This window comes from Streptomyces sp. NPDC054794 (genome assembly GCF_053611585.1).
The window spans coordinates 1-23,322 of record NZ_JBSHAQ010000008.1 but is presented as its reverse complement, the minus strand read 5'-3'; the positions used below and the strand labels follow the sequence as shown (position 1 = coordinate 23,322).

Genomic DNA, 23,322 nt, shown 5'->3' with positions numbered 1-23,322 from the left:
CCTCAGACAGGCACCAACTCGCCCGGGTACCGCACCCCGGTCCGCTCCCGTATCGCGTCCAGCGTCCGCATCACCGCGAGGGTGCCCTCCAGCGGCACCAGCGGGGACTCGGTCTCGCCCGCCCGCAGTGCGCGCATGACCTCCTTCGCCTCGTGCCTCAGGCTGTGGCGCGGCCCGTCCGCCGGGTCGAGGGCGAACTCCTCCGGGTCGCGGCCGTCGCGGTGCAGGACGAAGCGGTCGGGGTGGAAGAAGCCGTTCGGGATGTCGATGCGGCCGCGCGATCCGGTGACCGAGGCGGTGGTCGCCGTACCGCCGACGATGGAGCAGTGCACCGATGCGAGAGCGCCGCTCTCCCAGGAGAGCAGTGCACCCGTCTGGAGATCGACGCCCTCGTCGGAGAGCACCGCTCTCGCCATCACCTCCGCCGGCTCACCCAGCAGCAGCTGCGCGAACGACACGGGGTACACGCCGAGATCCAGCAGCGCCCCGCCGCCCAGCGCCGGGTCCCGCAGCCGGTGCGCCGGCGGGAACGGCCCGGCCAGCCCGAAGTCCGCCTGCACGGTGCGCACCTCGCCGATCGCCCCGTCGTCGACCAGTGCCTTCAGTCGCCGTACCAGCGGGTTGCAGTACATCCACATCGCTTCCATCAGGAAGCTGCCGCGCTCCCGCGCCAGCGCGACCAGTTCCTCGGCCTCGCGCGCGTTGAGCGTGAACGCCTTCTCGCACAGCACGTTCCGCCCGGCCTCCAGGCACAGTCCGGCCGCCACCCGGTGGGCCGCGTGCGGGGTGGCGACGTACACGACATCGATGTCCTCGTCCCGGGCGAGCGAGTCCCAGTCGCCGTACGCCCGCGGGATCCCGAACCGCTCCGCGAAGGCCTCCGCGGATTCCTGGCTGCGCGAGGCCACCGCCACGAGCTCAGCGTCCGGCAGATCCACCAGGTCCGCCGTGAACGCGGCCGCGATCCCGCCCGTCGCCAGGATCCCCCACCGCACGCCCTGCTCCGCCATCCCGGCCCCGCCCTCGCTCAAGTGAACCTCGGCACTGTGTACGAGCTGAGAGCATAGGTGGCGGTTCACCGGCAGAGGGAGGGGCACATGGCCGAGCACGCGGCGGCGCCGACACCGCGGACCCGGCGCCGGCCGGCACCCCGGCCGCCCGGCACCCGCGCCGACCGCCGCACCGGCCTCCTCGTCACCCTCGTCCTCGGCGGCCTCACCGCCACGCCCCCGCTGGCGATGGACATGTACCTCCCCTCCCTGCCGGAGGTCACCCGCTCCCTGCACGCGCCCGCCGCGACCGTCCAGCTCAGCCTCACCGCCTGCCTGGCCGGAATGGCGCTCGGGCAACTGGTCGTCGGCCCGATGAGCGACCGCTGGGGCCGCCGCCGCCCGCTGCTGGCCGGCCTCGCCGTCTACCTCGTCGCCACCGCCCTGTGCGCGCTCGCGCCCACCGTCGAGACCCTGATCGCCCTCCGGCTGGCGCAGGGTCTGTCCGGCGCGGCCGGGATCGTCATCGCCCGCGCCGTCGTCCGCGACCTCTACGACGGCGTGGCCATGGCCCGCTTCTTCTCCACCCTGATGCTGATATCCGGCGCCGCCCCGATCGTGGCCCCGCTGATCGGCGGGCAGATCCTGCGGGTGACGGACTGGCGAGGCGTCTTCGTCGTCCTGACGCTGATCGGGGCCGCACTGGCGGCGCTCGTCTGGCTCCGGCTCCCCGAGACCCTCCCGCCCGCGGAACGCCACAAGGGCGGCGTCGCCGAGGCGCTGCGCGCGATGCGCGGTCTGCTCGCCGACCTGCCCTTCACCGGCTGCATGCTCGCGGGCGGCTTCTCCAGCGCCGCGCTGTTCGCCTACATCTCGGCGTCCCCGTTCGTGATCCAGGAGATCTACGGCGCCTCCCCGCAGACCTTCAGCCTGCTCTTCGGCCTCAACTCGGTCGGTCTGGTCATCGCGGGGCAGATCAACGGCAAGGTGCTGGTCGGCCGGGTGCGCCTGGAAAAGGTGCTCGCCACCGGCCTGTCGGTGATCGTCCTGGCCGCCACCGCCCTGCTGCTGATGTCCACCGGCGTCCTCGGGCACGTGGGCCTGGCCCCGGTCGCCGCCGCGCTGTTCGTGCTGATGTCCGCGATGGGCTTCACGCTCCCCAACACCACGTCCCTCGCCCTGATGCGCACCCGGCACGCGGCCGGCTCCGCCTCCGCGCTCCTCGGCACCTCCACCTTCCTCGTCGGCGCGGTCGCCTCCCCCCTCGTCGGCGTCGCCGGGGAGCACACCGCCGTGCCCATGGCGGTCGTCCAGCTGGCCGCGGCACTGGTGGCGCTGGCCTGCTTCGTGGGAATGTGCCGTCCCTGGACCACACACGCGGGGGCGGAAGGAGCGGGGAGCTGAGCGCACCGAGACTGCGCGTCGACACGCCGGAACGGGCCGGACTCGACCCCGCAGAACTGGGCCACCTCGTCCGCGAGGTCCACGACCTCACCACCGGGGAGGACCCCTGGGCGGCGGGCGTGGTCGTGGTCGCCGGGCGCGGCCCGGTGATCGCCGTGCAGGAGGCGGCCGGCTGGGCGGTCCGGTACGCCGCGTACGACCCCGAGACCGACCGCGGCGTCGAGCTGCCGCGCCGGTCCCGGGTCCCGATGACCGTCGGCACCCCCTTCGACGTCGCCTCCCTCACCAAGCTGTGCACCGCCGTCGCCGCCGTGCAGCAGATCGAGCGGGGCACCCTCGGCATAGACGCGCGGGTCGGCGCCTACCTGCCGGAGTTCCACGCGGCCGCCCGGCACGGCATCACCGTGCGGCAGCTGCTCACCCACACCACCGGGCTGCGTCCCGAACTCCCGCTGTACGACTGCGCGACCGACGCGGAACGGCTGGAGCTGCTGCGGGCGGAGGCCCCGTCGAGCACACCCGGGACGTACCTCTACTCCGACCTGAACATGCTCCTGCTCCAGTACGTCCTGGAACGCGTCACCGGCCGCACCCTCGACGTCCTCGTGCACGAGGGGATCACCCGGCCGCTCGGCATGACGGCGACCGACTTCGGGCCGTGCCCCGGGGCCGCCGCCACGGAGGACCAGCGGCGGCCGTGGGCCAAGGCCGACCGGGGCATGCTGCGGGGCGTCGTCCACGACGAGAACGCGTGGGCGCTGGGCGGCGTCGCCGGCCACGCCGGCCTCTTCTCGACGGGGCGCGACCTCGCCGTGCTGTGCCGGGCGCTGCTGTCGGGCGGCGCGTACGGCCCGGCCCGCATCCTCGGCCCCGACTTCGTCGACCTGCTGCTGGCCCCGCCCGGCCTCGGGTTCGCGGTCGACCGGCCGTGGTTCATGGGGGAGCTGTCGGGCAAGGGAGCGGCGGGCCACACGGGCTTCACGGGCACCTCCCTGGTCCTGGACCCGGCGACGGACACGTTCCTGGTGCTACTGGCCAACCGGGTGCATCCGTGCCGGCGGCCGCCGGACAGCCGGCCCCGGGCGGCCGCGGCCACACGGCTGGTCCGGGCGGTGCGGGGGACCTGAGAGAATCGGCGGGTGACCGTCCCCGTCTCCCCAGCCGACACGCTCCGCAGCTCACTCGCCGGACTGCTTGACGGACTGCCGCCCAAGCAGGCCGCCTCGGCCGTGGAGCGGCTGATCGCCAATTACCGCGGGGACACCCCGACCGACGCGCCGATCCTGCGGGACCGCGCCGACGTCGCCGCGTACGCCGCGTACCGGATGCCCGCGACCTTCGAGGCGGTGCGGGCGGCGCTGGAGGCGTTCGCGGATGCCGTGCCCGGCTGGGCGCCCGGCAGCCATGTGGACGTCGGGGGCGGGACCGGCGCGGCGACCTGGGCCGTCAGCGCGACCTGGGACGGGGTCCGGCCGGTGACCGTGCTGGACTGGGCCGAGCCCGCGCTGGCCCTCGGCCGGGAGCTCGCCGCCGCCAACCCGGCGCTGCGGGACGCCACCTGGCAGCGCTCTCGGATCGGAGCGGCGCTCACCATCGAGAGCACCGATCTCGTCACCGTCTCCTACGTCCTCAACGAACTCTCCGAGGCCGACCGCGCCGCCCTCGTCGACGCCGCCGCCGGCGCCGCGCGGGCCGTCGTGATCGTCGAGGCCGGCACACCCGCCGGCTACGCCCGCGTCATCGAGGCCCGCGACCGGCTGATCGCCGCCGGATTCCAGGTCGCCGCCCCCTGCCCGCACAGCGCCGCCTGCCCCATCGTCCCCGGCGAGGACTGGTGCCACTTCTCGGCCCGGGTCAGCCGCTCCTCCCTGCACCGGCAGGTCAAGGGCGGCTCGCTGCCCTACGAGGACGAGAAGTTCAGCTACGTCGCCGCCGTCCGCTTCCCCGCCGAGCCCGCCGCCGCCCGCGTGGTCCGGCGCCCGCAGATCCGCAAGGGCCAGGTGCTCCTCGACCTGTGCGAGGCCGAGGAGCGGATCCGCCGCACGACGGTCACCAAACGCCACGGCGACCTGTACAAGGCGGCCCGAGCCGCGGACTGGGGCGACCCCTGGCCGCCGCCCGCCGAGGACGAATAGGCCCGACGCGCAGGCCGGGGACGCCGGCCCCGACGCGCTCACGAGACGCGCCGTCTCACCCCCCTGGTAGCTTCGCCCCATGGTCAAGAAGCCCGCCCCGGACGCCACCCGCCGCAGCGAGAAGTCCCGCCGCGCCATCTACGACGCCGCTCTCGCCCTGGTCGCGGAGGTCGGGTACCCGAAGACCACCGTCGAGGGGATCGCCGCCCGGGCCGGCGTCGGCAAGCAGACCATCTACCGCTGGTGGTCGGCCAAGGCGGACGTCCTGCTGGAGGCCTTCCTCGACCTGGGCGAGCAGGCGGCGCGGGCCGCCGGGCAGGAGCCGTACGAGTTCCCGGACACCGGTGACCTCGCCGCCGACCTCAAGGCGGTCCTGCGGGCCACCGTCGACGAGCTGCTCGACCCCCGCTTCGAGGCACCCTCCCGCGCCCTGGCCGCCGAGGGCGTGGTCAACGAGCAGCTCGGCCGCGAGTTCGTCGGCAAGCTCCTCGAACCCCAGCTCCAGCTGTACGTCGACCGGCTGCGCTCCGCCCAGGACAAGGGTCACGTACGGCCCGACATCGACCCGCGCATCGCCCTGGAACTGTTCGTCTCGCCCCTGGCCCAGCGCTGGCTGCAGCGCACCGGCCCGATCTCGTACGCGTACACGGACACCCTCGTCGACTACGCGCTGGGCGGTCTGGCCCCGCGCTGACCTCCCGAGGCGGGCCGGAAGCCCGGCATGTCCCGACAAGGCCCCCGGAGTACTCGAAGGTGGGACCATGAGGCATGCTGTCCGCACAACAGCGAGGTGACCACCAAAACCAGGGGTGAGATGAGCGCGACGTTCGGTGGCCGGACCGGCCGGCAGGGCAAACTCTCCCAGTGGCTGCGCGGACGCCGCCGGCCGGAAGCCGGTGACGACGGCGGCCGTGAGGCCCTGCTGCTCGCCGCCGCCGGAGCGGGACTGCCCCTCGCGCCCGCCGCGCACCCGGCCCCCGGCTACCGCTGCTCCTGCGACCGCGTCGGCTGCCCCACCCCCGCCCGGCACCCGGTGTCCTTCGCCTGGCAGACGCAGTCCACCACCGACCGCGGTCAGATCGAGCGCTGGGCCCGGCACCAGCCGCAGGCCAACTTCATCACCGCGACCGGCATGCTGCACGACGTCCTCGACGTGCCCCTGGAGGCCGGCCGACAGGCGCTGGACCGGCTGCTCGGCTCCGGCGTCGAGGTCGGACCGGTCGCCGAGAGCGACGACGGCCGCATGCTGTTCTTCACCCTCACCCGCGGCACGCCCGAGGACGAGGACGAGTGGTGGCCCTGCGAGCTGGACTGCCGCCCCGAGACCATGGACGAACACCCCGGCCTGCGCTGGCACTGCCGCGGCTCCTACGTCCTCGTACCGCCGGCCCGGCTGCCCGGCGACGACCAGCGGGTGCGCTGGGTGCGCGGCCCGGAGCACCAGCTGCCCGATCCGCTGAGCCTGCTGGAGGTCCTCACGGACGCCTGCGCCCGGCACGCGGGCGAGCGAGGGGACCACGCCGACTCGGCCTGGCCGCCGCGCCACTGAGAGCGTCTGCCGACCACCCGGCCCACCCGGCCTGCCCGGCCCGCGCGACCGGGGCGGTCCCGGCTACTCGCCCTGCGCCGCCGTCAGCCCCTGGATGCGGCCCAGCATCGACACCTTGTCGCCGGCCGCGCCCTTCCGCGGGTCGAGAGCGACCTCGTTGGACACGAACTCCAGCGTCAGCGACTGCTTGACCTCGCCCTTCGTCAGAGCCCGCACATCGTCGTTCGGGGCGGGGACGTCGGTGCCGGCGTAGGCGGTCTCCTTCTCGAAGTGGTGCGTGGTGAAGAACACCAGCGCCCCGCCGTCCGCCGTGCGCAGCGCCAGCGGCGCGTAGTCGCCGTCCGTGCGCGCCTCGTCGATGTACTGCGTGACCAGACCCGGCTTGCGGGCCTCCTTCGCGCGCGTTCGGCGCCAGCCGCTGGTGTGCTCGCCGTCCGCGAAGCCGCTCCCGCCGCTCTTCAGGTACGTCGCGTACGACCGGCTCAAGTCCTGCGGGGGCACGGCGAGTTCCGCCGTGGTGGCGGGAACGGCCTCGGCCCAGCCGTCCTTGTCCTTCTTGAACTCCGGCACGCTGTCCGGCCGTACGAGCGTCAGATACGCCACCTGGAACGGCTCGGACAGGCTGCCGCGGGTGAAGACGAACAGCCAGCGCGCGCTGCCGCCCTTGTTGGCGGCCGTGTCGGCGAGGAACCAGCGCGGCCAGCCGGCCTTCTTGGGGATCGTGAACTTCGTGTCCGACAGCTTCAGCGGCACGTACCCGCTGTTGCCGCCGGGGTTGTTCGCGTGCCCGGCGCGCAGCCGGGCACGGTCGATGTCGCCGAGGGCACCGGTGACGTAGTCCGCGTCCAGGGAACTGTCGAACGCCTGGTCCGCCTTGTTGTAGGCGTCCGTGAACCGTTCCAGCGCCTTCGCGGCCTCGGCGCGGGTGGAGGCGGGGAGCACCGCGCGCTCCCCGTGCACCACCACGCAACCGCTCGCCGTCAGCGACAGAGCGGTCAGCGAGGCCGCTATCAGTGCGTTCCGGTCACGCCTGCGATGCCTTCGAGGGCTGCGATCCCTGGTCATCACGTGCCTTCACCTTCCCCTTCCCGGAGGCGAACCCTACCGGGGCGAGGAACAGCGCGAGCGTCGGGATCAGGTACAGCAGCCACACCGTGATCTGCAGGACGGTCGGGTCGGGCTGGAAGTTGAACACGCCCTTCAGCAGCGTCCCGTACCAACTGTCCGGCGGAATCGTGTCGCTGATGTCGAAGGCCAGGTCGCGCAGACCCGGGATCCAGTCGGCCTCCTGCAGGTCGTGGACGCCGTACGCCAGCACGCCCGCCGCCACGACGACCAGCATGCCGCCGGTCCAGGTGAAGAACTTGGCGAGGTTGATCCGCAGGGCGCCCCGGTAGAACAGCCAGCCGAGGAACACGGCCGTGGCCAGGCCGAGGGCCACGCCGATCAGCGGGCGCGGGGTGCCGTCGCTGGCCGCGTGGACCGAGGCCCACACGAACAGGGCCGTCTCCAGGCCCTCCCGGCCGACCGCCAGGAAGGCGGTGGCGACCAGCGCGCCGGTGCCCATCGCCAGGGCCGCGTCCAGCTTTCCGTGCAGCTCCGACTTCAGGTGCCGGGCGGTGCGCCGCATCCAGAACACCATCCACGTCACCAGGCCCACGGCGACGATGGACAGCGATCCGCCGAGGGCCTCCTGCGCCTCGAACGTCAGCTCCTGGGAGCCGAATTCGAGCGCGCAGCCGAAGCCCATGGCGATGGCGACCGCGACCCCGATACCGGCCCAGATGGGCTTCAGGGCGTCCTTGCGGCCCGTCTTGACCAGGTAGGCGATCAGGATGCAGACGACGAGGCTGGCTTCCAGGCCCTCGCGCAGGCCGATCAGATAGTTGGAGAACACGGGCTACGCCTCCTCGGAGAACAGCGTCCGGCCCCACCAGTCGCCCTTGTCCCGGACGCCGGGCGGAACCGCGAAGACCGCCGAACCCACATGCTGGATGTACTCGTTGAGCGCGTCCTTCGCCGACAGCTGCCGCTGCAGCGGGATGAACCCCTTGCGTACGTCGCGCTGGTAGGCCAGGAAGAACAGGCCCGCGTCGAGGCGGCCGAGGCCGTCCGTGCCGTCGGTGAAGGAGTAGCCCCGGCGCAGGATCGTGATCCCATTGTTGGAGTCGGGGTGCGCGAGCCGCACGTGCGCGTCCGGCTTCATCGCCTTCAGGAACGGCTTGTCGTGCTCCTTGGCCTTGCCGACCGGCGCGCCCTCGCCCTTGTCCCGGCCGAAGATGTCCTCCTGCTCCTGCAGGGAGGTGCGGTCCCAGGTCTCGATGTGCATCCGGATACGCCGGGCGACCAGATACGAACCGCCGGTCATCCAGGCCGAGTTCTTGTCGACGTCACCCTCGCCGACCCACACGAAGTTCTTGAGCCGGTCGGTCTCGGTGCCCGCGATGTTGCGGGTGCCGTCCTTGAAGCCCATCAGGTTGCGCGGGGTCTGCGCGTCCGGGGTGGTCGAGGAGGTCTTGCCGAAGCCGAGCTGCGACCAACGGATGACGACCTTGCCGAAGCCGATGCGGGCCAGGTTGCGGATCGCGTGCACGGCGACCTGCGGGTCGTCGGCGCAGGCCTGGATGCACAGGTCGCCGCCGGTGCGGACGCGGTCGAGGTTGTCGCCGGGGAACTTGGGCAGGTCCACCAGCGCCGCGGGCCGCCGGTCGGCCAGGTCGAACTTCTCGAACAGCGACGGACCGAAGCCGATCGTGAGCGTCAGCCGCGAGGGCTTGAGGCCCAGCGCCTCACCGGTGTCGTCCGGCGGAGCCTCGGCGAGACCGCCGTACGCGCCCTCGCCGACCGCCTGCCCGGCGGTCATCCGGCGCGCGGCCGCCGTCCAGTCCTTCAGCATCCGCACGAACTCGGCGCGGTCTTCCGTCTCCACGTCGAACGCGGCGAAGTGCAGCCGGTCCTGCACCGGCGTGGCGATGCCCGCCTGGTGCGCGCCGTGGAAGTCCACCGCGGCGCCCGCCTCGGCAGCCGCGGGGGCGACGTCGTTGCCGGTCTTCGCCATGGCCACGGCACCGCCGGCCGTGGCGGCACCGAGCGCGAGCCCGGCACCGCCCCAGCCGATCAGCGAGCGGCGGGTGGGAGAGGTGCTGTTGCCCTGGGTTTCGCTCATGATCGTCGCCTCCCTACTTCACAACGCTCGCGGCGAGCTTGGACAGCGGCTCGGCGAGGGCGTTCACCGCGTCCGACAGCTCCTTGCGCTGGTCCTTGGTGACCTTGTCGTACGAGACGAAGTCGTACGAGTTCTTGTCCGAGCGGTACTTGTCGAGCAGCGTGTCCAGCGCGCCGAACTGCTTGTCGAGCTCCTTGGTCAGCGCCGGGTCGTTCTTCGACGCGACCGGCTTGAGCAGCTCGTACGCCTTCTGGGCGCCCTCGACGTTGCCCTTGAAGTCGACCAGGTCGGTGTGCGCGTAGCGGTCCTCCTCGCCGGTGACCTTGCCGGTGGCGACCTCGTCGAGCAGCTCCTTGGCGCCGTTGGCCATGGAGGTCGGGGTGATCTCGGCCTTGCCGACCCGCTCCTGCCAGTCCTTCAGGTCGGCCACCAGCTGGTCGGCGAGGGTCTTCTCCTCGTCACCGATCTTCTTGTCCGCCCACAGGGCCTTCTCCAGACGGTGCCAGCCGGTCCACTTCTGGCCGTCCTCCAGGCCGTCCTCGCGGACGTCGACCTTGGGGTCGATGTCACCGAAGGACTCGGCGACCGGCTCGGTGCGCTCCCAGCCGAGGCGCGAGGGCGCGTACGCCTTCTTGGCGGCCTCCAGGTCGCCGGCCTTGACGGCCTTCACGAAGGTCTCGACGAGGGGCAGCGTGGCGTCGGACTGCTGCTGCGCGTACGCGCGGTAGTCGGCGACCGCCTGGTCGAGCCGCGGGTCCCGCTGGGCGGCCGAGCCGCCGGTGACCTTGAGGTCCTGGCGGATGCCGGTGCCCTTCATGCCGGGCTTGCAGGCGATCCGGTACGAGCCCGCCTTCACCTCGGCGGTGAGTCGCTGCTTGGTGCCGGGGCCGATGTTCTCGCGCTCGCTGACGATCCGGTCGTCCGGGAAGAGGAGGTAGACCTCGGTGACCTTGGAGCCCTTGTTCTCGATGGCGAGCTCGACGTGCCCGGCGGAGATCTCCTTCTTGGAGATCTCGCACTTGCTGTCGGTGGCGGTCACGTCGATCGCGCGGTCGCCCCCCTTGGCGTCGCTCTTCGCCGTGCAGGCCGTGAGGGCGGTCAAGGCCGCCGTGGCGACGGCGGCGGTGACGGTGAGTCGGGCGGCTCGCATGCGGGCTCCAAGCGGGGACGGTGTGGTGAGGCTGGCCTAACTTACCTGAGGCTAACCTCACCAATACCCACCGCATCCGCGATTCAGTGCGGACGGAAAGATCACAGACACGGCTTGATCTCGACGGCTCAAAATCGACCCCAAGTAATGGTAAAGGAAAGGTCAAGTGGTGCCGCACGGGGCCACCGGAGCCCCCCTCGCGCGGCGCTCGCGGCACGACCGGCGCACCGAATCGTTACCCGGCGCACGAACGGGCTCCCGGACAAAGCGCGTTGGTCCGGACGAAACGCGTTCGCCGGGACGAAATCCGTTTGCCCGCCCGGGGCGTGCGCCCCCGAGAATGGCCCGCATGGACAGGGGACGCCGGGAGTTGCTCGGCCGGGATCGACTGGTTCTCGACGTCCGCGACCGTCCCGGCCCGCCCCCGCTGCGGTTCGAGGCCACGGACGACGCGCGGCGCCGGCTGCTGCGTCAGGGGGAGCGCCCCCTGCTGCTGGGCGCGGCGACCGGCGACGGCTGCTGCCGGGACCTCCATCTGCACCGCCTGGCCGCCTACCGGTCACCGCTGCCGCCCCTGCGGTCCGCGGCGATGCGGTCGGGCGTCAACCAGGTCCACCAGTACGCGCGTTGACTGGAGGACGCCCCGGAGGGCCCGCTGTGCGACGGACGCTGGGAGCTGTCCCGACGCACCGTCTTCGCACCGGGCATCTGGGACGTCGACCTCGTGCGCGCCTGGCCCGGCGGATGCCTTGAGCTGTGGTGCGGAGGCGGCTGGCACGGCATCCTGCCGCTGCGGGAGCTCTCGCCGCCCGACGCCCCCCGCGTGAAGGCCTACCGCAAGCACGCCCGCGAGGGCACGCTCGCGCCCGTGCTCCTGTGGTGGGTGTCCTTCCTGGACGGCTGGGCGATCCTCGACGGGCACGACCGGGCGGTGGCCGCGCTCACGGAGGGCCGCACCCCCGAGTGCGTGGTGCTGACCCGGGTGGCCGAGGAGGACACCTGGCGCCGGCAGGCCGCGGAGCTGACCGAGGAGCGCGAGTGCCGCACGGCCCGACTGGACGCCCGCCCCCACCCCGGCGCCGCACGCCACCGTGCCCTGATGGACGAGGGCTTCGCCCACACCCTCGCCGAACTCCCGTACGAGGCGAGCTCGACCCCTTCCTGGCCGCTGCCCGGCGGCCGTGCGCACTGGGACGACCTCGCCGCCGCCGCGGTGTTTCAATTCCCAAGTGACTGACTACGACGTGCTGCGCGTCTTCTGTGCGGCCAATGGCGGCTACGGCAACGAACTCGGCGTCGTCCGCGACGGCTCCGTGCTGCCCGAACGCGACGACCGGCAGGCGTTCGCGGCCAAGCTCGGCTTCAGCGAGACCGTGTTCGTCGACGACCCCGAGCGCGGGGTCGTCGACATCTACACCCCCACCCTGCGCCTGCCCTTCGCCGGGCACCCCTGCGTGGGCACGGCCTGGCTGCTGGACGTGCCCGAGCTGGTCACCCCCGCGGGAGTCGTCGGCGCCCGGCTGGACGGCGAGTTCAGCTGGATCGAGGCGCTCCCGGAGTGGGTCCCGCCGCGCACCCTGCGCCAGTACCCGAGCGCCGCCGAGGTCGACGCCCTGCCCGTCCCGCCGCCCGGCGAGTGGATCTACGCCTGGGCATGGGAGGACGAGGCCGGGGGCCGCGTCCGGGCCCGGGCCTTCCCCGGCCGCGGTGACGGCATCGAGGAGGACGAGGCGACGGGCGCGGCGGCGCTGCTGCTCACCGCGCGGCTGGGCCGCGCGCTCAACATCACGCAGGGCGCCGGTTCCCAGCTCCTCACGGCGCCGCAGCCGCACGGCTGGGTCGAGATCGGGGGACGGGTCTACCTGGAACGCTGACGCGGCCGGCGGTTCTCACGCCGAGAGAGGGAACTCCTCGCCCAGTGCCCGGAACACCTCGGTGTTCAGCGCGAAGGCCCGCTTGCACTCGGCCACCATCCGCTGCTTGTCCAGGTCGTCGGCGCCGACCGCGTCCAGCAGTGCGCGGTAACCGCGCTTGAACGCGGCCGGGTTGGGGATCTCCTCGAACACATAGAACCGGACCCCGTCGCCCTTCTTCGCGAAGCCCCAGGTCCGCTCCGCCCGGTCGCGGATGATCTGGCCGCCGGACAGGTCGCCCAGATAGCGCGTGTAGTGATGGGCGACGTACCCGGCCGGCCACCGCTCGGCGCACTCCCGCGCCCGCTCCGCGTACGCCCGGGTGGCCGGCAGCGCGCCGAGGGTCGACCGCCAGTCCGGTCCCCGCAGATGCGCCAGGTCCCGCTCCAGCGCGGCCAGCCGGAACAGCTCCGGCCGGATGAAGGGCCCCGCCACCGGATCCGACGCCAGCCGCCCGGCCCCGGCCTCCAACGCCTCGTACACGAACCACAGCTGCTCGGTGTAGCGCGCGTACGCCTCCACGCCGAGCCTGCCGCCGAGCAGGTCGCTCATGAACGTCGAGGCCTCGGCGGCCACGTGCTGTTCATGGGACGCCGTACGGATCAGTGTCGAGAAGGAGTCCACGGGGCACATCCTCTAAGGTAAGGCTTACCTAAGTCAGTGGATTTACCGACACCCTGTCGGTAAAAGTCTACAAGAAAGAACCCGCCCTCCGGATGATCCGGACGAGGCGGGCTCGGCGACCGACGGTCGAAGAAAGGGCGGGCGAGGATCGGGGGAGAGTCAGGGCAGGGTCAGGATCTCCGCCCCCGTGTCCGTCACCACCAGCGTGTGCTCGAACTGCGCCGTCCGCCTGCGGTCCTTGGTCACGACGGTCCACCCGTCGTCCCACATGTCGTACTCGTGCGTCCCGAGCGTCAGCATCGGCTCGATCGTGAACGTCATCCCGGGCTGCATGACCGTCGTCGCGTGCGGGCTGTCGTAGTGCGGGATGATCAGCCCGGAGTGGAAGGACGAGTTGATGCCGTGACCGGTGAAGTCCCGGACGACGCCGTACCCGAAGCGCTTGGCGTACGACTCGATGACCCGGCCGATGATGTTGATCTGCCGGCCCGGCTTGACCGCCTTGATCGCCCGGTCGAGCGACTCCCGGGTCCGCTCCACCAGCAGCCGCGACTCCTCGTCCACGTCACCCACGAGGTAGGTCGCGTTGTTGTCGCCGTGCACCCCGCCGATGTACGCCGTCACGTCCAGGTTGACGATGTCGCCGTCCCGCAGCACCGTCGAGTCCGGAATGCCGTGGCAGATGACCTCGTTGACGCTGGTGCACAGGGACTTGGGAAAGCCGCGGTAGCCGAGCGTGGACGGGTAGGCGCCGTGATCGCACATATAGGCGTGGGCGACCTTGTCCAGCTCGTCCGTGGTCACACCCGGCGCGATGAGCTTCGCGGCCTCCGCCATCGCCTGCGCGGCGATACGCCCGGCGACGCGCATCGCCTCGACGGTCTCGGGGGTCTGCACCTCCGGTCCGGTGTACGGCGTCGGCGCGGGCTTGCCGACGTACTCGGGGCGGCGGATGTTTCCGGGTACCGAACGAGTGGGAGAGAGCTCCCCTGGTACGAGCAGCGACTGGCCAGACATGTCAGCGAGTCTAACCAGCGGGCATGGGGGACCATGTCCAAGGCGAAAGGAGCCGGTCATGGCCCTGTTCAAAAAGCGGACGGTCGGAAAGCCCGGCGAGTGGTACTACTGCCTGGAGCACAAGAAGGTCGAGGAGGGTCCCGACTGCCCCGGCAAGGACCGTTTCGGACCGTACGCCACCCGGGCGGAGGCCGAACACGCGATGGAGTCCGCCCGCGAACGCAACCTCCAGTGGGAGAACGACCCGCGCTGGCACGACGCGCCGGCCCCGAGCGCGGACGACGACTGATTCAGGCCTCCGCGGCCTTGGCCGCCTGTGCCGTCCGCGAGGTCGTCGCGGCCGCGCGCCGCTCGCGCAGCCGCACCGCGTGCTCGTCGGTCCGCACGTCGTACGCCATCAGCTGCGGCAGGCCGAGCGCGAGCAGCCCCACCGCGCCCGCGCACAGCAGCCCGCCGGACCACACCGACGCCCGCACCCCCAGCCACGCGGCCGCCCCGCCCGCGCGGACCTGGCCGACCGTCGGCCCGACGGAGTAGGACAACAGCTCGATCCCCGCGAGCCGCCCGCGCAGCTCGTCGGGGATCGTCTGGCTCCACATGGCGCCGCGGAAGATCCCGCTCACCATGTCGCAGCCGCCGGCGACCGTGAGACACAGCAGAACCAGCCATACGCTGCCCACGGCACCGGCGGCCGCGACGGCAAGCCCCCACAGCGCGGCGGACAGCACCACCATCCGCCCGTGCCGGTGGATCCGCCCGGTCCAGCCGCTGGTCAGGCTCACCAGCAGCGAACCGAACGGCACCGCCGCGTACATCAGACCCAGCGACCACGCGGCGTCCAGCTCGTCCGCGAGGAACGGCAGGACGGCGAGCGGCATCGCGAGGAACATCGCGGCGAGGTCGACGGCGTACGTGCCGAGCAGGTCCTTGCGGCTCCAGGCGTACCGGGCGCCCTCCGCGATCGACCGCAGCGACGGCTTCGCGGCCTCGTGCGCGGCAGGGCAGGACGCGATGCGCACCACCAGGGCCACGGAGACGACGAAGGTGGCCAGATCCGCCGCGTACGCCGACGAGGGCCCCGCGTACGCCACCACCACGCCCGCCACGGCCGGGCCCGCGACCCCGCCCACCGTCCAGCGCAGGGAGTTGAGCGAGGCCGCGGCCGGAAGGTGGTCGTGGGCGACGATCCGGGGCCACAGCGAGTCGAGCGCGGGCCGCTGCACGGAGTCCAGGGAGGCGGACAGCGCGGCGACCACGTACAGCGGCCAGACCGCCGGGTGCGGAAGCAGCGCGTTGCCCAGCAGCAGCGCGCTCAGCAGGCCCTGCCCGGCCTCCGTCCACACGATCAGCCGCCGCTTGTCGAGCGCGTCGGCGAGCGCGCCGCCGTACAGCCCGAACACCAGCAGCGGCACCAGCTCCACGGCCCCGATCGCGCCCACCGCCGCCGCGCTCCCGGTGAGGTCCTTCAGCTGCACCGGCAGCGCGACGAAGGTGAGGAAGCTGCCGAAGTTGGTGATCAGCCCCGACACCCAGAGCCTGCGGAAGTCGGCGGAGGCCCGCCAGGGGGAGAGATCGGGGAGTACGGCACGCAGGCCGGTGGGGGCTGTTTCGGGGGAGTCGGTCACGAGGGGGCATGGTCGGCCGGAGCGGGGGAGGCGGGCAACCGCTTTTTACCGCCGCCGGAATGCCGCCGCGTCGCCGCCGGAATGCCGCCGCGTCGCCGACGGCACGGAAACGGTGCGCCTCGGGCGGGTGGCCGGGTCACCAGGGGGCGGCAGGCGGTGCCGTGAGGGTCTCCGCCAGCCTCGACAGACGGTCCCGGAAACCCCGCCGGACCCGCGGCGAGTTCCCGTTCTCAGCGGCCGCCGCGGTCACCAGGTGCTGCACGCTGTCCAGGTCCAGCGCCGCCCCCTCCGGCACGGCCAGCGTCTCGTGCGCCATCGCCTCCAGCTCGCCCCCGCCGCAGCCCAGCGCCAGCACGGTCACCCCGGCCCGCCGCGCGTCGTGCACCCGCTCCAGCAGCGGCGCGGGCTCCTCGGGCGCCACGACGAGCAGTGTCTCGCCCCGTCGCGCCGCCGCGATCCGGCCCGGCCCGACGGCCAGATGCGCCGGGTCGCCGGGGCGCGCGTCGTGCCGTACGAGCGTCGGGTTGAGCTCCGGCGTCCCCGACCACGCGGCCTCGTCCACCAGGTGCGCCGCCAGGTGCCACGGCTCGTACTCCGGCGTGCCCACCAGCAACAGCCCGCCCCCGTGGGCCACCACGGACCCGCGCAGCACCCCGGCGAACCGCCGCGTGGCCTCCAACCACTCGGTCCCGGCGAGTACTTCGCGCAACAGCGCGACCCGTACGGCGTCCATACGTCCGCATCCTGCCGCAATCGGTCACTCGTGACGCGGAGTTCACCCCGAATTCGCCCAACGAGGGGAAGTTCCCGCCCATGACCGACGTCACCGTCCCCTTCAGAGCGGGTCGCGAGGGCTACGCGAGCTACCGGATCCCGGCGGTCGTCGCCACCCACTCCGGCACCCTGCTGGCCTTCTGCGAGGGCCGGGTCGGCTCCGCCAAGGACCACGGCGAGATCGACATCGTGCTCAAGCGTTCCACGGACGGCGGCCGCACCTGGGGCCCGCTCCAGGTCGCCGCGAGCAACGACAGGAACCTCGCCGGCAACCCGGCCCCCGTCGTCCTCGACACCGGCCGCGTCCTGCTCGTGCACGTCCGCGCCAGTGCCCTCGCCAGCGAGGACGCCATCCTGCGCGGCAAGGTCAAGACGGGCCAGGGGCGCCGCGTGTGGGTGCAGCACAGCGACGACGACGGCGCGACCTGGTCCGCGCCGAAGGAGATCACCTCGCAGGTCAAGCGGACGGGCTGGCGCTGGTACGCCACCACCCCCGGCCACGCCCTCCAACTGCGCGGCGGCCGGGTCCTGGTCCCCGGCAACCACACCGTGCCGCCCACCGGCACCGACGTCGGCAACGAGCCCCGGTACAACAGCGGCCACTGCCTGCTCAGCGACGACCGCGGCCAGAACTGGTTCCTCGGCTACGTCGACGAGAACACCGACGGATACATCAACGTCAACGAGACCACCGCCGCCGAACTCCCCGACGGCCGCGTCTACTTCAACGCCCGCAACGACTCCCCGTCGCCCGGCAACCGCGCCGACGCCCACTCGAAGGACGGCGGGAAGACCCTGGCCAGACCCTTCCGGCCGCAGGCGGGCCTGCCCGCGCCGGTCTGCCAGGCCAGCGTGCTGCAGCTGCGCGACCCCGACGTGCTCCTCTACTCCGGCCCCGCAGACCCCGCCGCCCGCGCCCTGATGACCATCCGCGCCTCCGCCGACGGCGGCACCACCTGGCGCCCGGTGTTCACCGTCGACGGCCTGCCCGCCGCGTACTCCGACCTGGTCCGGATCGACGAGGAGACCGTCGGACTCCTCTACGAGACCGGCGACTTCGGCCCCTACGAGACGGTCACCTTCCGCCGGGTGCCGATCTCGCGACTGCTCTGACCGGGTCGGGGAGCGGCGGCGGACGTAGAGTCGGCCGCATGACCTCTCACGACAGTGCACAGACGCCCGCCGCGACACCCGCCAAGGACCCCTGGGACCTGCCCGACGTCTCCGGGCTCGTCGTCGGCGTGCTCGGCGGCACCGGACCGCAGGGCAAGGGCCTCGCCTACCGCCTCGCCCGCGCCGGCCAGAAGGTGATCATCGGCTCCCGCGCCGCCGAACGCGCCCAGGCCGCCGCCGACGAGCTCGGCCACGGCATCGAGGGCTTCGACAACGCCGAGACCGCGCGGCGCAGCGACGTCGTGATCGTCGCCGTGCCCTGGGAGGGCCACGGCAAGACGCTGGAGTCCCTGCGCGAGGAGCTGGCCGGCAAGCTCGTCGTGGACTGCGTCAACCCGCTCGGCTTCGACAAGCAGGGCGCCTACGCGCTGAAGCCGGAGGAGGGCAGCGCCGCCGAGCAGGCCGCCGCCCTGCTGCCCGGCTCGCGGGTGGCCGCCGCCTTCCACCACCTGTCCGCCGTACTGCTCCAGGACCCGGAGATCGAGGAGATCGACACCGACGTCATGGTCCTCGGCGAGGAGCGGGCCGACGTGGAGATCGTCCAGGCGCTGGCCGGACGCATCCCCGGCATGCGCGGCATCTTCTCCGGCCGCCTGCGCAACGCCCACCAGGTGGAGTCGCTGGTCGCGAACCTGATCTCCGTCAACCGCCGGTACAAGGCCCACGCGGGGCTTCGCGTCACCGACGTGTGAGCCGGGACAGCGGATGGGGGACACTGGACGCCGTCACGCAGTGTCCCCCGACAGGAGCCCCCGCCATGCCCCCTTTGCCCCCACCCAGCCCAACCCGGCGGCTCGCTCTCTACACCCTGGTCGTCTGCCTACTGGCCGTCGCCGCGGCGGTCGTCTCCTTCGCCCAGGGCAGCTGGCTCGGGATCGTCTGGGTGCTGCTCGCGGGCCTGTCGTCCAACATGACCTGGTACTACCTCAAGCGCGGCAGGGCCGACCGGGACCGGTCCGTCACCGGCTGACCCCGCAGTACTCGTCCGTGCCCTGCCAGAACCGGTAGAGCTCCTGGCCGCAGTACTTGTCGACGTCCGTGATCCCCAGGTGGCGCAGGATCGCGTCGATCACGTCGAAGAACGCGCCGTTGATCGACGGCACCCACAGCAGCGCGATCACGAACAGCAGGCCGAACGGCGCGAACGGCTCCACCTGGCGCTTGACGTTGTACGACAGCCAGGGCTCGATCACGCCGTAGCCGTCCAGGCCGGGCACCGGCAGGAAGTTCAGGATCGCCGCCGTGACCTGGAGCAGCGCCAGGAAGGCCAGCGCGAACCGGAACTCCAGGGGCACGCCGTCCAGCGCGCCGAGCCAGAACGGGGCCGTGCACACCGCCGCGAACAGGATGTTCGTCAGCGGACCCGCCGCCGAGATCAGGCTGTGCCGCCAGCGGCCCCGGATGCGGTTGCGCTCGATGTACACCGCGCCGCCGGGCAGACCGATGCCGCCCATGATCACGAACAGCACGGGCAGCACGATGCTCAGCAGGGCGTGCGTGTACTTCAGCGGGTTGAGGGTGAGATAGCCCTTCGCGCCGACCGAGATGTCCCCGCTGTGCAGCGCGGTGCGCGCGTGCGCGTACTCGTGCAGGCACAGCGACACCACCCAGGCCGCCGTCACGAACAGGAACACGGCGAGACCGGGCTGCTGTGCGAACCCCGTCCAGGAGGCCCAGCCCGTGACGGCGGTGACGGCCGCGATCCCGAGGAAGACGGGACTGACCCGCCGGTCGCTGTGGCGGGTGGTGACGCTGGTCATGGATGCGCTCCTGTCGGGGCGGACGGGCCATGCGGTGGCGAGCCCGACCGTACCGGGCACGGAGGGAAAACGTCTCGCGGTCGGCCGCCGGTTCCTGAAGGGTGGGGCCATGGCGCTGATGCGGGTGTTCTACGAGTTCTGGCAGATGGAATGCTGCGGGACCCCGTTCGCGGTGGGGGACCGGGTCGGCTGGCCGCTGGTGATCGTCGGCCGGGACGACATCGACTCGGGGGACTGGGCGGAGGAGCTGCGGACGCACGGCGCGCTGTCCCGGGTGGAGAAGCACGGCGGCCCGGCGCACGAGACCGTCGGCCGCGTCCGCTCCATCGACCTCGTCCACCAGGACCACGCGGAGCGCGCCCCGGGCGCGCACACCCTGGAACCCGTGCCCGGGACGCGAGCGCTCACACCCGTCGACGCATGCCCGAAGTGGTTCCGGCAGGAGGAGCCCCGCACGGAGGCGGGGCTGCGCCGCGCCCGGCGTACGACCGGTGTCCTCGTCACCCTGGACGTTGCGGGCGCCGCACCGCCGGAACCCCGTGACCGGCCCTGAAAACACCGGAGACAATGGACCCCGTGCGCTATCGCATCCTCGGTACCACCCAGGCGCTCCGCCCCGACGGCACGGCCGTTCCCGTGGGCGGAGCGCGACTGCGTGCCCTGCTGACCGTGCTGGCCCTGCGGCCCGGCCGCGGCGTGCCGGTGAGCGTGCTGGTCGACGAGGTGTGGGACGGGAACCCGCCCGCCGACGCGACCGGCGCGCTGCAGGCCCTGGTCGGACGGCTGCGCCGGGCGCTCGGCGCGGACGCCGTCGCCTCGACGGAGGGCGGCTACCGGCTCGCCGCCGTGCCCGACGACGTCGACCTGCACCGCTTCGAGCGGCTGACCGGCGACGGGCTGCGCGCCCTCGCCGACGACGACCCGGCGAAGGCGGCCGACGTGCTCGACGACGCGCTCGCCCTGTGGCGCGGGCCCGCCCTCGCCGACCTGCCCGACCGCACCGCCGAGGCGGCCCGCTGGGAGACCCGCCGCCTCGACGCCCTGCGCGCCCGGCACACCGCCGCGCTGGCCCTCGGCCGGGCCGAAGAGGCGCTGCCCGAACTCACCGCCCTGTGCGACAGCCATCCACTGGACGAGTCCCTCCAGGTCGTCCGCCTGCGCGCGCTGCGCGACGCCGGCCGCACGGCCCAGGCCCTGGCCGCCTACGAGGACGTACGCCGCCTCCTCGCCGACCGCCTCGGCTCCGACCCCGGGCCGGAGCTACGGGCCCTGCACACGGAACTCCTCGACCCGCCTGCCCCACGGCCCCGTCCGACACTCAACGGGACGCCACCGGAGCCGCACATGGACGACGGTGCCGGTGCCTCGGATCGTGCCGGCGTCGGCCTGTCGTCCCGTGTTCGTGCGCCGGGCCCCGACCACTCCCACGCTCCCGCCGGCGCGGCCCCCGACGACCTGCGCGGCGTCGAGCCGGCCGACGGCTCCGCCGCCTCCCTCAGCAACCTCCCCGCCCGCCTCACCTCCTTCGTCGGGCGGGAGGCGGACATCGATGCCATTCGGGGAGACCTCGCGGCCGCGCGGCTGGTGACCCTGCTCGGGCCCGGTGGGGCCGGCAAGACGCGGCTGTCGCTGGAGGCCGCCGAAGCGGTGCGGTACGCCGCCCGGGACGGGGTGTGGCTCGCCGAACTCGCGCCGGTCGACGACCCGGCCGCCGTACCGGAGGCCGTACTCACCGCGATCGGCGCCCGCGAGACCGTGCTGCACGGCGCCGGTGCCGAGAGCATGCGCGCCGTCAACGACCGCTACGACGACCCCGTCGAGCGGCTCGTGGAGCACTGCGGCAGACGCCGCATGCTCATCGTCCTCGACAACTGCGAACACGTGGTGGACGCGACCGCCCGCCTGGTGGAGCGGCTGCTGGCGAGCTGCCCCGAGCTCACCGTGCTGGCCACCAGCCGTGAACCCCTCGGCGTTCCGGGGGAGTTGCTGCGCCCGGTGGAACCGCTGCCGGAGCCCGTCGCGCTGCGGCTGCTCGCCGACCGGGGCGCCGCCGCCCGCCTCGGCTTCGACCCCGGCGAGGACCCGGCGGCCTGCGCCGAGATCTGCCGCCGCCTGGACGGCCTGCCGCTCGCCATCGAACTCGCCGCCGCCCGCCTGCGCATGCTCACCCCGCGCCAGATCGCCGACCGGCTCGACGACCGCTTCCGGCTGCTGACCTCCGGCAGCCGCACCGTGCTGCCCCGCCAGCAGACCCTCAGAGCCGTCGTCGACTGGTCCTGGGACCTGCTCGACGAGGATGAACGGGACGTCCTGCGCCGCCTGTCGGTGTTCGCCGGCGGCTGCGACCTGGCCGCCGCCGAGGCCGTGTGTGGACCGGTCGCCCTCGACGCGCTCGGCTCCCTGGTCGACAAGTCCCTCGTGGTGGCCGCCCCGTCCCCCGAGGGCGGCATGCGCTACCGCCTCCTGGAGACCGTCGGCGAGTACGCGGGCGAGCGGCTCGACGAGGCCGGCCGGCGCGCGGAGGCCGAGCGCGCGCACCTGACGTACTACCGCGAACTCGCCCGCACCACCGACCCGTTGCTGCGCGGCCCCGAACAGCGCACCGCCATCGCCCGGCTCCAGCTGGAGTACGAGAACGTGCGCACCGCCCTGCGCCACGCCGTCACCGAGCGCGACGAGCAGGAGGCGCTCTGCCTGGTGCTCTCCCTGGTCTGGTACTGGCAGATGCGCGACCTGCGCATCGAATGCCGCACCTGGTGCAGCGAGGTCATGAACCTTGGCCCCGACCCCTTCACCGAGCCCGCCCGCCGCGCCGCCCCGCTCTGGCAGCGCTGCACCGACGTCCCGCCCCCGCTGACCGGCGAGCTCCTCGCCGAGGCCCGGCGCGGCCTCCACCTGGCCCACATGGCCTGCATGGACACGGAGCTGGACGCCTGGCAGACCCCCGAGGCGCAGGCCAAGCTGCGGACGATCAGCGAGGTCTACGAGCCCGGGATGCCGCAGACCTGCCGTGCCCCCGGAATGCTCTGGTTCTTCGCCGTGATGCTGATCGGCGACATGGACCGGCTCCGCACCATCATCAGCGCCGCCGTCGACACCTCCCGGGCCACCCCGGGATTCGAGTGGGAACTGGCCGGCGGTCTGCAGATGCGCGCCAACATCCTGGCCAACCGCGCCGACTGGGCCGGCGACGCGACCCGTGACGCCGACGAGGCGCTGGAGATCTACCAGCGCCTCGGTGACGCCTGGGGCACCGCCGAGGCCCTGTCCGCGCGCGGCGAGGCCCGCGAGCGGCGCGGCGCCTACCTGCTCGCCGCCGCCGACTACGAGGCGGCCATGGAATGCGCCGAACGGCTCGGCGCCCGCGCCCAGCGGACCGTCCTCGGCGCCCGCCTCGGCAGCGCGCTGCTGGAGGGCGGTGAGACCGAGCGGGGCGAGCGCCTGCTGTGGGAGGTGGTCGCCGAGAAGGAGGGCACGTCCAACGAGGCGATGCCGGCCGCCCGGCTCTTCCTGGCCGGCTGGCTCGGGCTCACCGGCCGGGTGTCCGAGGGGCGCGAGCAATTGCGCCTGCTGCGCGAGGAGTTCCGGATCGCCCACTGGGTCATCTTCGACGCCTTCATCCTCGGCGCGGAGGCCTGGCTGGACGCGGCGGAAGGCCGCTACGAGGACTGCCTGGACCGGTCCCGGCAGGCGCTGCGGCGCGCCGACGAGCCGCTGTCCCGCAACATCGCGCCCCACATGCGCTCCTTCTACCTGACGATCGCCGCCGTGGGTCTCACCGGCGGCGACGACGGTGCCCGCGCCGCCGACGCCGCGCGCTGTCTCGGGGCCGCCGACGCGCTCCTGCCGCCCGGCCACGTACCGATCCGGCTGGAGCGCGAGGTGCGCGAGCGGTCCGAGACCCGGGCGCGGGCCGTGCTCGGCGAGGCCGCGTTCGAGGCCGAGTACGCCGAGGGCGGCGGCCTCCCCAACGAGGTGGCCGCCGCCCAGGTCTGACGCGGACCGACGATCCGGGGGCCGGCGTCAGCGCTTGGTGCGGGACA

The 23,322-nt window shown here is 73.1% G+C and carries 24 protein-coding genes; 14 read left to right on the top strand and 10 right to left on the bottom strand.

Annotated features, from left to right (window positions below; all coding sequences use genetic code 11):
• Positions 1-2: 2 nt before the first annotated feature.
• Positions 3-1,010 (bottom strand): Gfo/Idh/MocA family protein, encoded by a 1,008-nt coding sequence (locus ACWGKT_RS10390; protein ID WP_453273394.1) that lies wholly within the window; start codon positions 1,008-1,010, stop codon positions 3-5.
• Between the two features lie 87 nt (positions 1,011-1,097).
• Between ACWGKT_RS10390 and ACWGKT_RS10385 the strand changes: the two genes are divergently transcribed.
• The 5 genes from ACWGKT_RS10385 (at position 1,098) to ACWGKT_RS10365 (ending at position 6,077) form a co-directional block, all read left to right on the top strand.
• Positions 1,098-2,393, top strand: coding sequence for a multidrug effflux MFS transporter (locus tag ACWGKT_RS10385; RefSeq protein ID WP_453273245.1), 1,296 nt, complete (start codon positions 1,098-1,100; stop codon positions 2,391-2,393).
• Complete coding sequence (locus ACWGKT_RS10380; protein ID WP_356141674.1) at positions 2,345-3,520, top strand: serine hydrolase domain-containing protein; 1,176 nt, start codon at positions 2,345-2,347, stop codon at positions 3,518-3,520. Before ACWGKT_RS10385 ends, ACWGKT_RS10380 begins: the two co-directional genes overlap by 49 nt.
• 12 nt (positions 3,521-3,532) lie before the next feature.
• Complete coding sequence (locus ACWGKT_RS10375; protein ID WP_453273244.1) at positions 3,533-4,528, top strand: small ribosomal subunit Rsm22 family protein; 996 nt, start codon at positions 3,533-3,535, stop codon at positions 4,526-4,528.
• A gap of 79 nt (positions 4,529-4,607) precedes the next feature.
• Positions 4,608-5,222, top strand: a complete 615-nt coding sequence (locus tag ACWGKT_RS10370; RefSeq protein WP_356141677.1) for a TetR/AcrR family transcriptional regulator — start codon at positions 4,608-4,610, stop codon at positions 5,220-5,222.
• 120 nt (positions 5,223-5,342) lie between these two features.
• Positions 5,343-6,077, top strand: a complete 735-nt coding sequence (locus ACWGKT_RS10365; protein WP_356141679.1) for a bifunctional DNA primase/polymerase — start codon at positions 5,343-5,345, stop codon at positions 6,075-6,077.
• Between the two features lie 63 nt (positions 6,078-6,140).
• On the opposite strand, the gene ACWGKT_RS10360 is transcribed toward ACWGKT_RS10365, so the two are convergent.
• Genes ACWGKT_RS10360 through efeO form a run of 4 tightly spaced genes read right to left on the bottom strand, consistent with a single transcriptional unit; the run spans position 6,141 to position 10,393 of the window.
• On the bottom strand, positions 6,141-7,142 hold the full coding sequence (locus ACWGKT_RS10360; protein WP_453273243.1) for a hypothetical protein: 1,002 nt from the start codon (positions 7,140-7,142) through the stop codon (positions 6,141-6,143).
• A complete protein-coding gene (efeU, locus tag ACWGKT_RS10355; RefSeq protein WP_453273242.1) occupies positions 7,102-7,974 on the bottom strand; it encodes an iron uptake transporter permease EfeU in 873 nt (290 codons plus the stop codon). The genes ACWGKT_RS10360 and efeU overlap by 41 nt, the downstream gene beginning before the upstream one ends.
• A 3-nt stretch (positions 7,975-7,977) precedes the next feature.
• A complete protein-coding gene (efeB, locus tag ACWGKT_RS10350; RefSeq protein ID WP_453273241.1) occupies positions 7,978-9,243 on the bottom strand; it encodes an iron uptake transporter deferrochelatase/peroxidase subunit in 1,266 nt (421 codons plus the stop codon).
• A 13-nt stretch (positions 9,244-9,256) separates the two neighbouring features.
• Positions 9,257-10,393 (bottom strand): iron uptake system protein EfeO, encoded by a 1,137-nt coding sequence (efeO, locus tag ACWGKT_RS10345; protein WP_453273240.1) that lies wholly within the window; start codon positions 10,391-10,393, stop codon positions 9,257-9,259.
• Positions 10,394-10,742: 349 nt separating this feature from the next.
• Between efeO and ACWGKT_RS10340 the strand changes: the two genes are divergently transcribed.
• From ACWGKT_RS10340 to ACWGKT_RS10330, 3 genes are all read left to right on the top strand, one after another.
• Complete coding sequence (locus tag ACWGKT_RS10340) at positions 10,743-11,024, top strand: hypothetical protein (RefSeq protein ID WP_453273239.1); 282 nt, start codon at positions 10,743-10,745, stop codon at positions 11,022-11,024.
• A 93-nt stretch (positions 11,025-11,117) separates the two neighbouring features.
• Positions 11,118-11,630, top strand: a complete 513-nt coding sequence (locus ACWGKT_RS10335) for a hypothetical protein (protein WP_453273238.1) — start codon at positions 11,118-11,120, stop codon at positions 11,628-11,630.
• Positions 11,623-12,267 (top strand): PhzF family phenazine biosynthesis protein, encoded by a 645-nt coding sequence (locus tag ACWGKT_RS10330; protein ID WP_453273237.1) that lies wholly within the window; start codon positions 11,623-11,625, stop codon positions 12,265-12,267. Before ACWGKT_RS10335 ends, ACWGKT_RS10330 begins: the two co-directional genes overlap by 8 nt.
• Before the next feature lie 15 nt (positions 12,268-12,282).
• On the opposite strand, the gene ACWGKT_RS10325 is transcribed toward ACWGKT_RS10330, so the two are convergent.
• Both ACWGKT_RS10325 and map read right to left on the bottom strand, forming a co-directional pair.
• Positions 12,283-12,930, bottom strand: coding sequence for a biliverdin-producing heme oxygenase (locus tag ACWGKT_RS10325; RefSeq protein WP_453273236.1), 648 nt, complete (start codon positions 12,928-12,930; stop codon positions 12,283-12,285).
• Between the two features lie 159 nt (positions 12,931-13,089).
• Positions 13,090-13,947 carry a type I methionyl aminopeptidase gene (gene map / locus ACWGKT_RS10320; protein ID WP_356141694.1) on the bottom strand — a complete coding sequence of 286 codons (858 nt, stop codon included), beginning with the start codon at positions 13,945-13,947 and terminating at the stop codon, positions 13,090-13,092.
• 58 nt (positions 13,948-14,005) lie between these two features.
• Between map and ACWGKT_RS10315 the strand changes: the two genes are divergently transcribed.
• Positions 14,006-14,236, top strand: coding sequence for a hypothetical protein (locus ACWGKT_RS10315; protein WP_235457525.1), 231 nt, complete (start codon positions 14,006-14,008; stop codon positions 14,234-14,236).
• 1 nt (position 14,237) lies between these two features.
• Here ACWGKT_RS10315 and ACWGKT_RS10310 read toward each other — a convergent pair whose 3' ends face one another.
• Entirely contained in the window at positions 14,238-15,572 is a 1,335-nt protein-coding gene (locus tag ACWGKT_RS10310) for an MFS transporter (protein ID WP_453273235.1), read from the bottom strand.
• A gap of 136 nt (positions 15,573-15,708) precedes the next feature.
• A complete protein-coding gene (locus ACWGKT_RS10305; RefSeq protein WP_453273234.1) occupies positions 15,709-16,305 on the bottom strand; it encodes a hypothetical protein in 597 nt (198 codons plus the stop codon).
• An 80-nt stretch (positions 16,306-16,385) separates the two neighbouring features.
• Between ACWGKT_RS10305 and ACWGKT_RS10300 the strand changes: the two genes are divergently transcribed.
• From ACWGKT_RS10300 to ACWGKT_RS10290, 3 genes are all read left to right on the top strand, one after another.
• Positions 16,386-17,459, top strand: a complete 1,074-nt coding sequence (locus ACWGKT_RS10300; protein WP_356141701.1) for a sialidase family protein — start codon at positions 16,386-16,388, stop codon at positions 17,457-17,459.
• A 38-nt stretch (positions 17,460-17,497) separates the two neighbouring features.
• Complete coding sequence (npdG, locus tag ACWGKT_RS10295; protein ID WP_453273233.1) at positions 17,498-18,211, top strand: NADPH-dependent F420 reductase; 714 nt, start codon at positions 17,498-17,500, stop codon at positions 18,209-18,211.
• A gap of 65 nt (positions 18,212-18,276) precedes the next feature.
• Positions 18,277-18,489: a hypothetical protein gene (locus tag ACWGKT_RS10290; protein WP_356141705.1), complete on the top strand. Its 213-nt coding sequence runs from the start codon at positions 18,277-18,279 to the stop codon at positions 18,487-18,489.
• Here ACWGKT_RS10290 and ACWGKT_RS10285 read toward each other — a convergent pair.
• Positions 18,479-19,279, bottom strand: a complete 801-nt coding sequence (locus tag ACWGKT_RS10285) for a site-2 protease family protein (RefSeq protein WP_453273232.1) — start codon at positions 19,277-19,279, stop codon at positions 18,479-18,481. The two genes, ACWGKT_RS10290 and ACWGKT_RS10285, sit on opposite strands and share 11 nt — an antisense overlap.
• On the opposite strand from ACWGKT_RS10285, the gene ACWGKT_RS10280 reads away from it, so the two are divergent.
• Positions 19,278-19,832, top strand: coding sequence for a DUF6578 domain-containing protein (locus tag ACWGKT_RS10280; protein WP_453273231.1), 555 nt, complete (start codon positions 19,278-19,280; stop codon positions 19,830-19,832). The genes ACWGKT_RS10285 and ACWGKT_RS10280 overlap by 2 nt on opposite strands.
• A gap of 14 nt (positions 19,833-19,846) precedes the next feature.
• Complete coding sequence (locus ACWGKT_RS10275) at positions 19,847-23,275, top strand: AfsR/SARP family transcriptional regulator (protein WP_453273230.1); 3,429 nt, start codon at positions 19,847-19,849, stop codon at positions 23,273-23,275.
• Positions 23,276-23,322: the final 47 nt, after the last annotated feature.

Bases quoted from the DNA above. Each gene is read 5' to 3' on its own strand.
- ACWGKT_RS10360 (WP_453273243.1), bottom strand. From the start codon at position 7,142: ATGACCAGGGATCGCAGCCCTCGAAGGCATCGCAGGCGTGACCGGAAC.
- efeO (WP_453273240.1), bottom strand. From the start codon at position 10,393: ATGCGAGCCGCCCGACTCACCGTCACCGCCGCCGTCGCCACGGCGGCC.
- npdG (WP_453273233.1), top strand. From the start codon at position 17,498: ATGACCTCTCACGACAGTGCACAGACGCCCGCCGCGACACCCGCCAAG.
- map (WP_356141694.1), bottom strand. From the start codon at position 13,947: ATGTCTGGCCAGTCGCTGCTCGTACCAGGGGAGCTCTCTCCCACTCGT.
- efeB (WP_453273241.1), bottom strand. From the start codon at position 9,243: ATGAGCGAAACCCAGGGCAACAGCACCTCTCCCACCCGCCGCTCGCTG.
- ACWGKT_RS10280 (WP_453273231.1), top strand. From the start codon at position 19,278: ATGGATGCGCTCCTGTCGGGGCGGACGGGCCATGCGGTGGCGAGCCCG.
- ACWGKT_RS10365 (WP_356141679.1), top strand. From the start codon at position 5,343: ATGAGCGCGACGTTCGGTGGCCGGACCGGCCGGCAGGGCAAACTCTCC.
- ACWGKT_RS10385 (WP_453273245.1), top strand. From the start codon at position 1,098: ATGGCCGAGCACGCGGCGGCGCCGACACCGCGGACCCGGCGCCGGCCG.
- ACWGKT_RS10340 (WP_453273239.1), top strand. From the start codon at position 10,743: ATGGACAGGGGACGCCGGGAGTTGCTCGGCCGGGATCGACTGGTTCTC.
- ACWGKT_RS10315 (WP_235457525.1), top strand. From the start codon at position 14,006: ATGGCCCTGTTCAAAAAGCGGACGGTCGGAAAGCCCGGCGAGTGGTAC.
- ACWGKT_RS10275 (WP_453273230.1), top strand. From the start codon at position 19,847: ATGGACCCCGTGCGCTATCGCATCCTCGGTACCACCCAGGCGCTCCGC.
- ACWGKT_RS10290 (WP_356141705.1), top strand. From the start codon at position 18,277: ATGCCCCCTTTGCCCCCACCCAGCCCAACCCGGCGGCTCGCTCTCTAC.
- ACWGKT_RS10305 (WP_453273234.1), bottom strand. From the start codon at position 16,305: ATGGACGCCGTACGGGTCGCGCTGTTGCGCGAAGTACTCGCCGGGACC.
- ACWGKT_RS10370 (WP_356141677.1), top strand. From the start codon at position 4,608: ATGGTCAAGAAGCCCGCCCCGGACGCCACCCGCCGCAGCGAGAAGTCC.
- ACWGKT_RS10285 (WP_453273232.1), bottom strand. From the start codon at position 19,279: ATGACCAGCGTCACCACCCGCCACAGCGACCGGCGGGTCAGTCCCGTC.
- ACWGKT_RS10390 (WP_453273394.1), bottom strand. From the start codon at position 1,010: ATGGCGGAGCAGGGCGTGCGGTGGGGGATCCTGGCGACGGGCGGGATC.
- ACWGKT_RS10300 (WP_356141701.1), top strand. From the start codon at position 16,386: ATGACCGACGTCACCGTCCCCTTCAGAGCGGGTCGCGAGGGCTACGCG.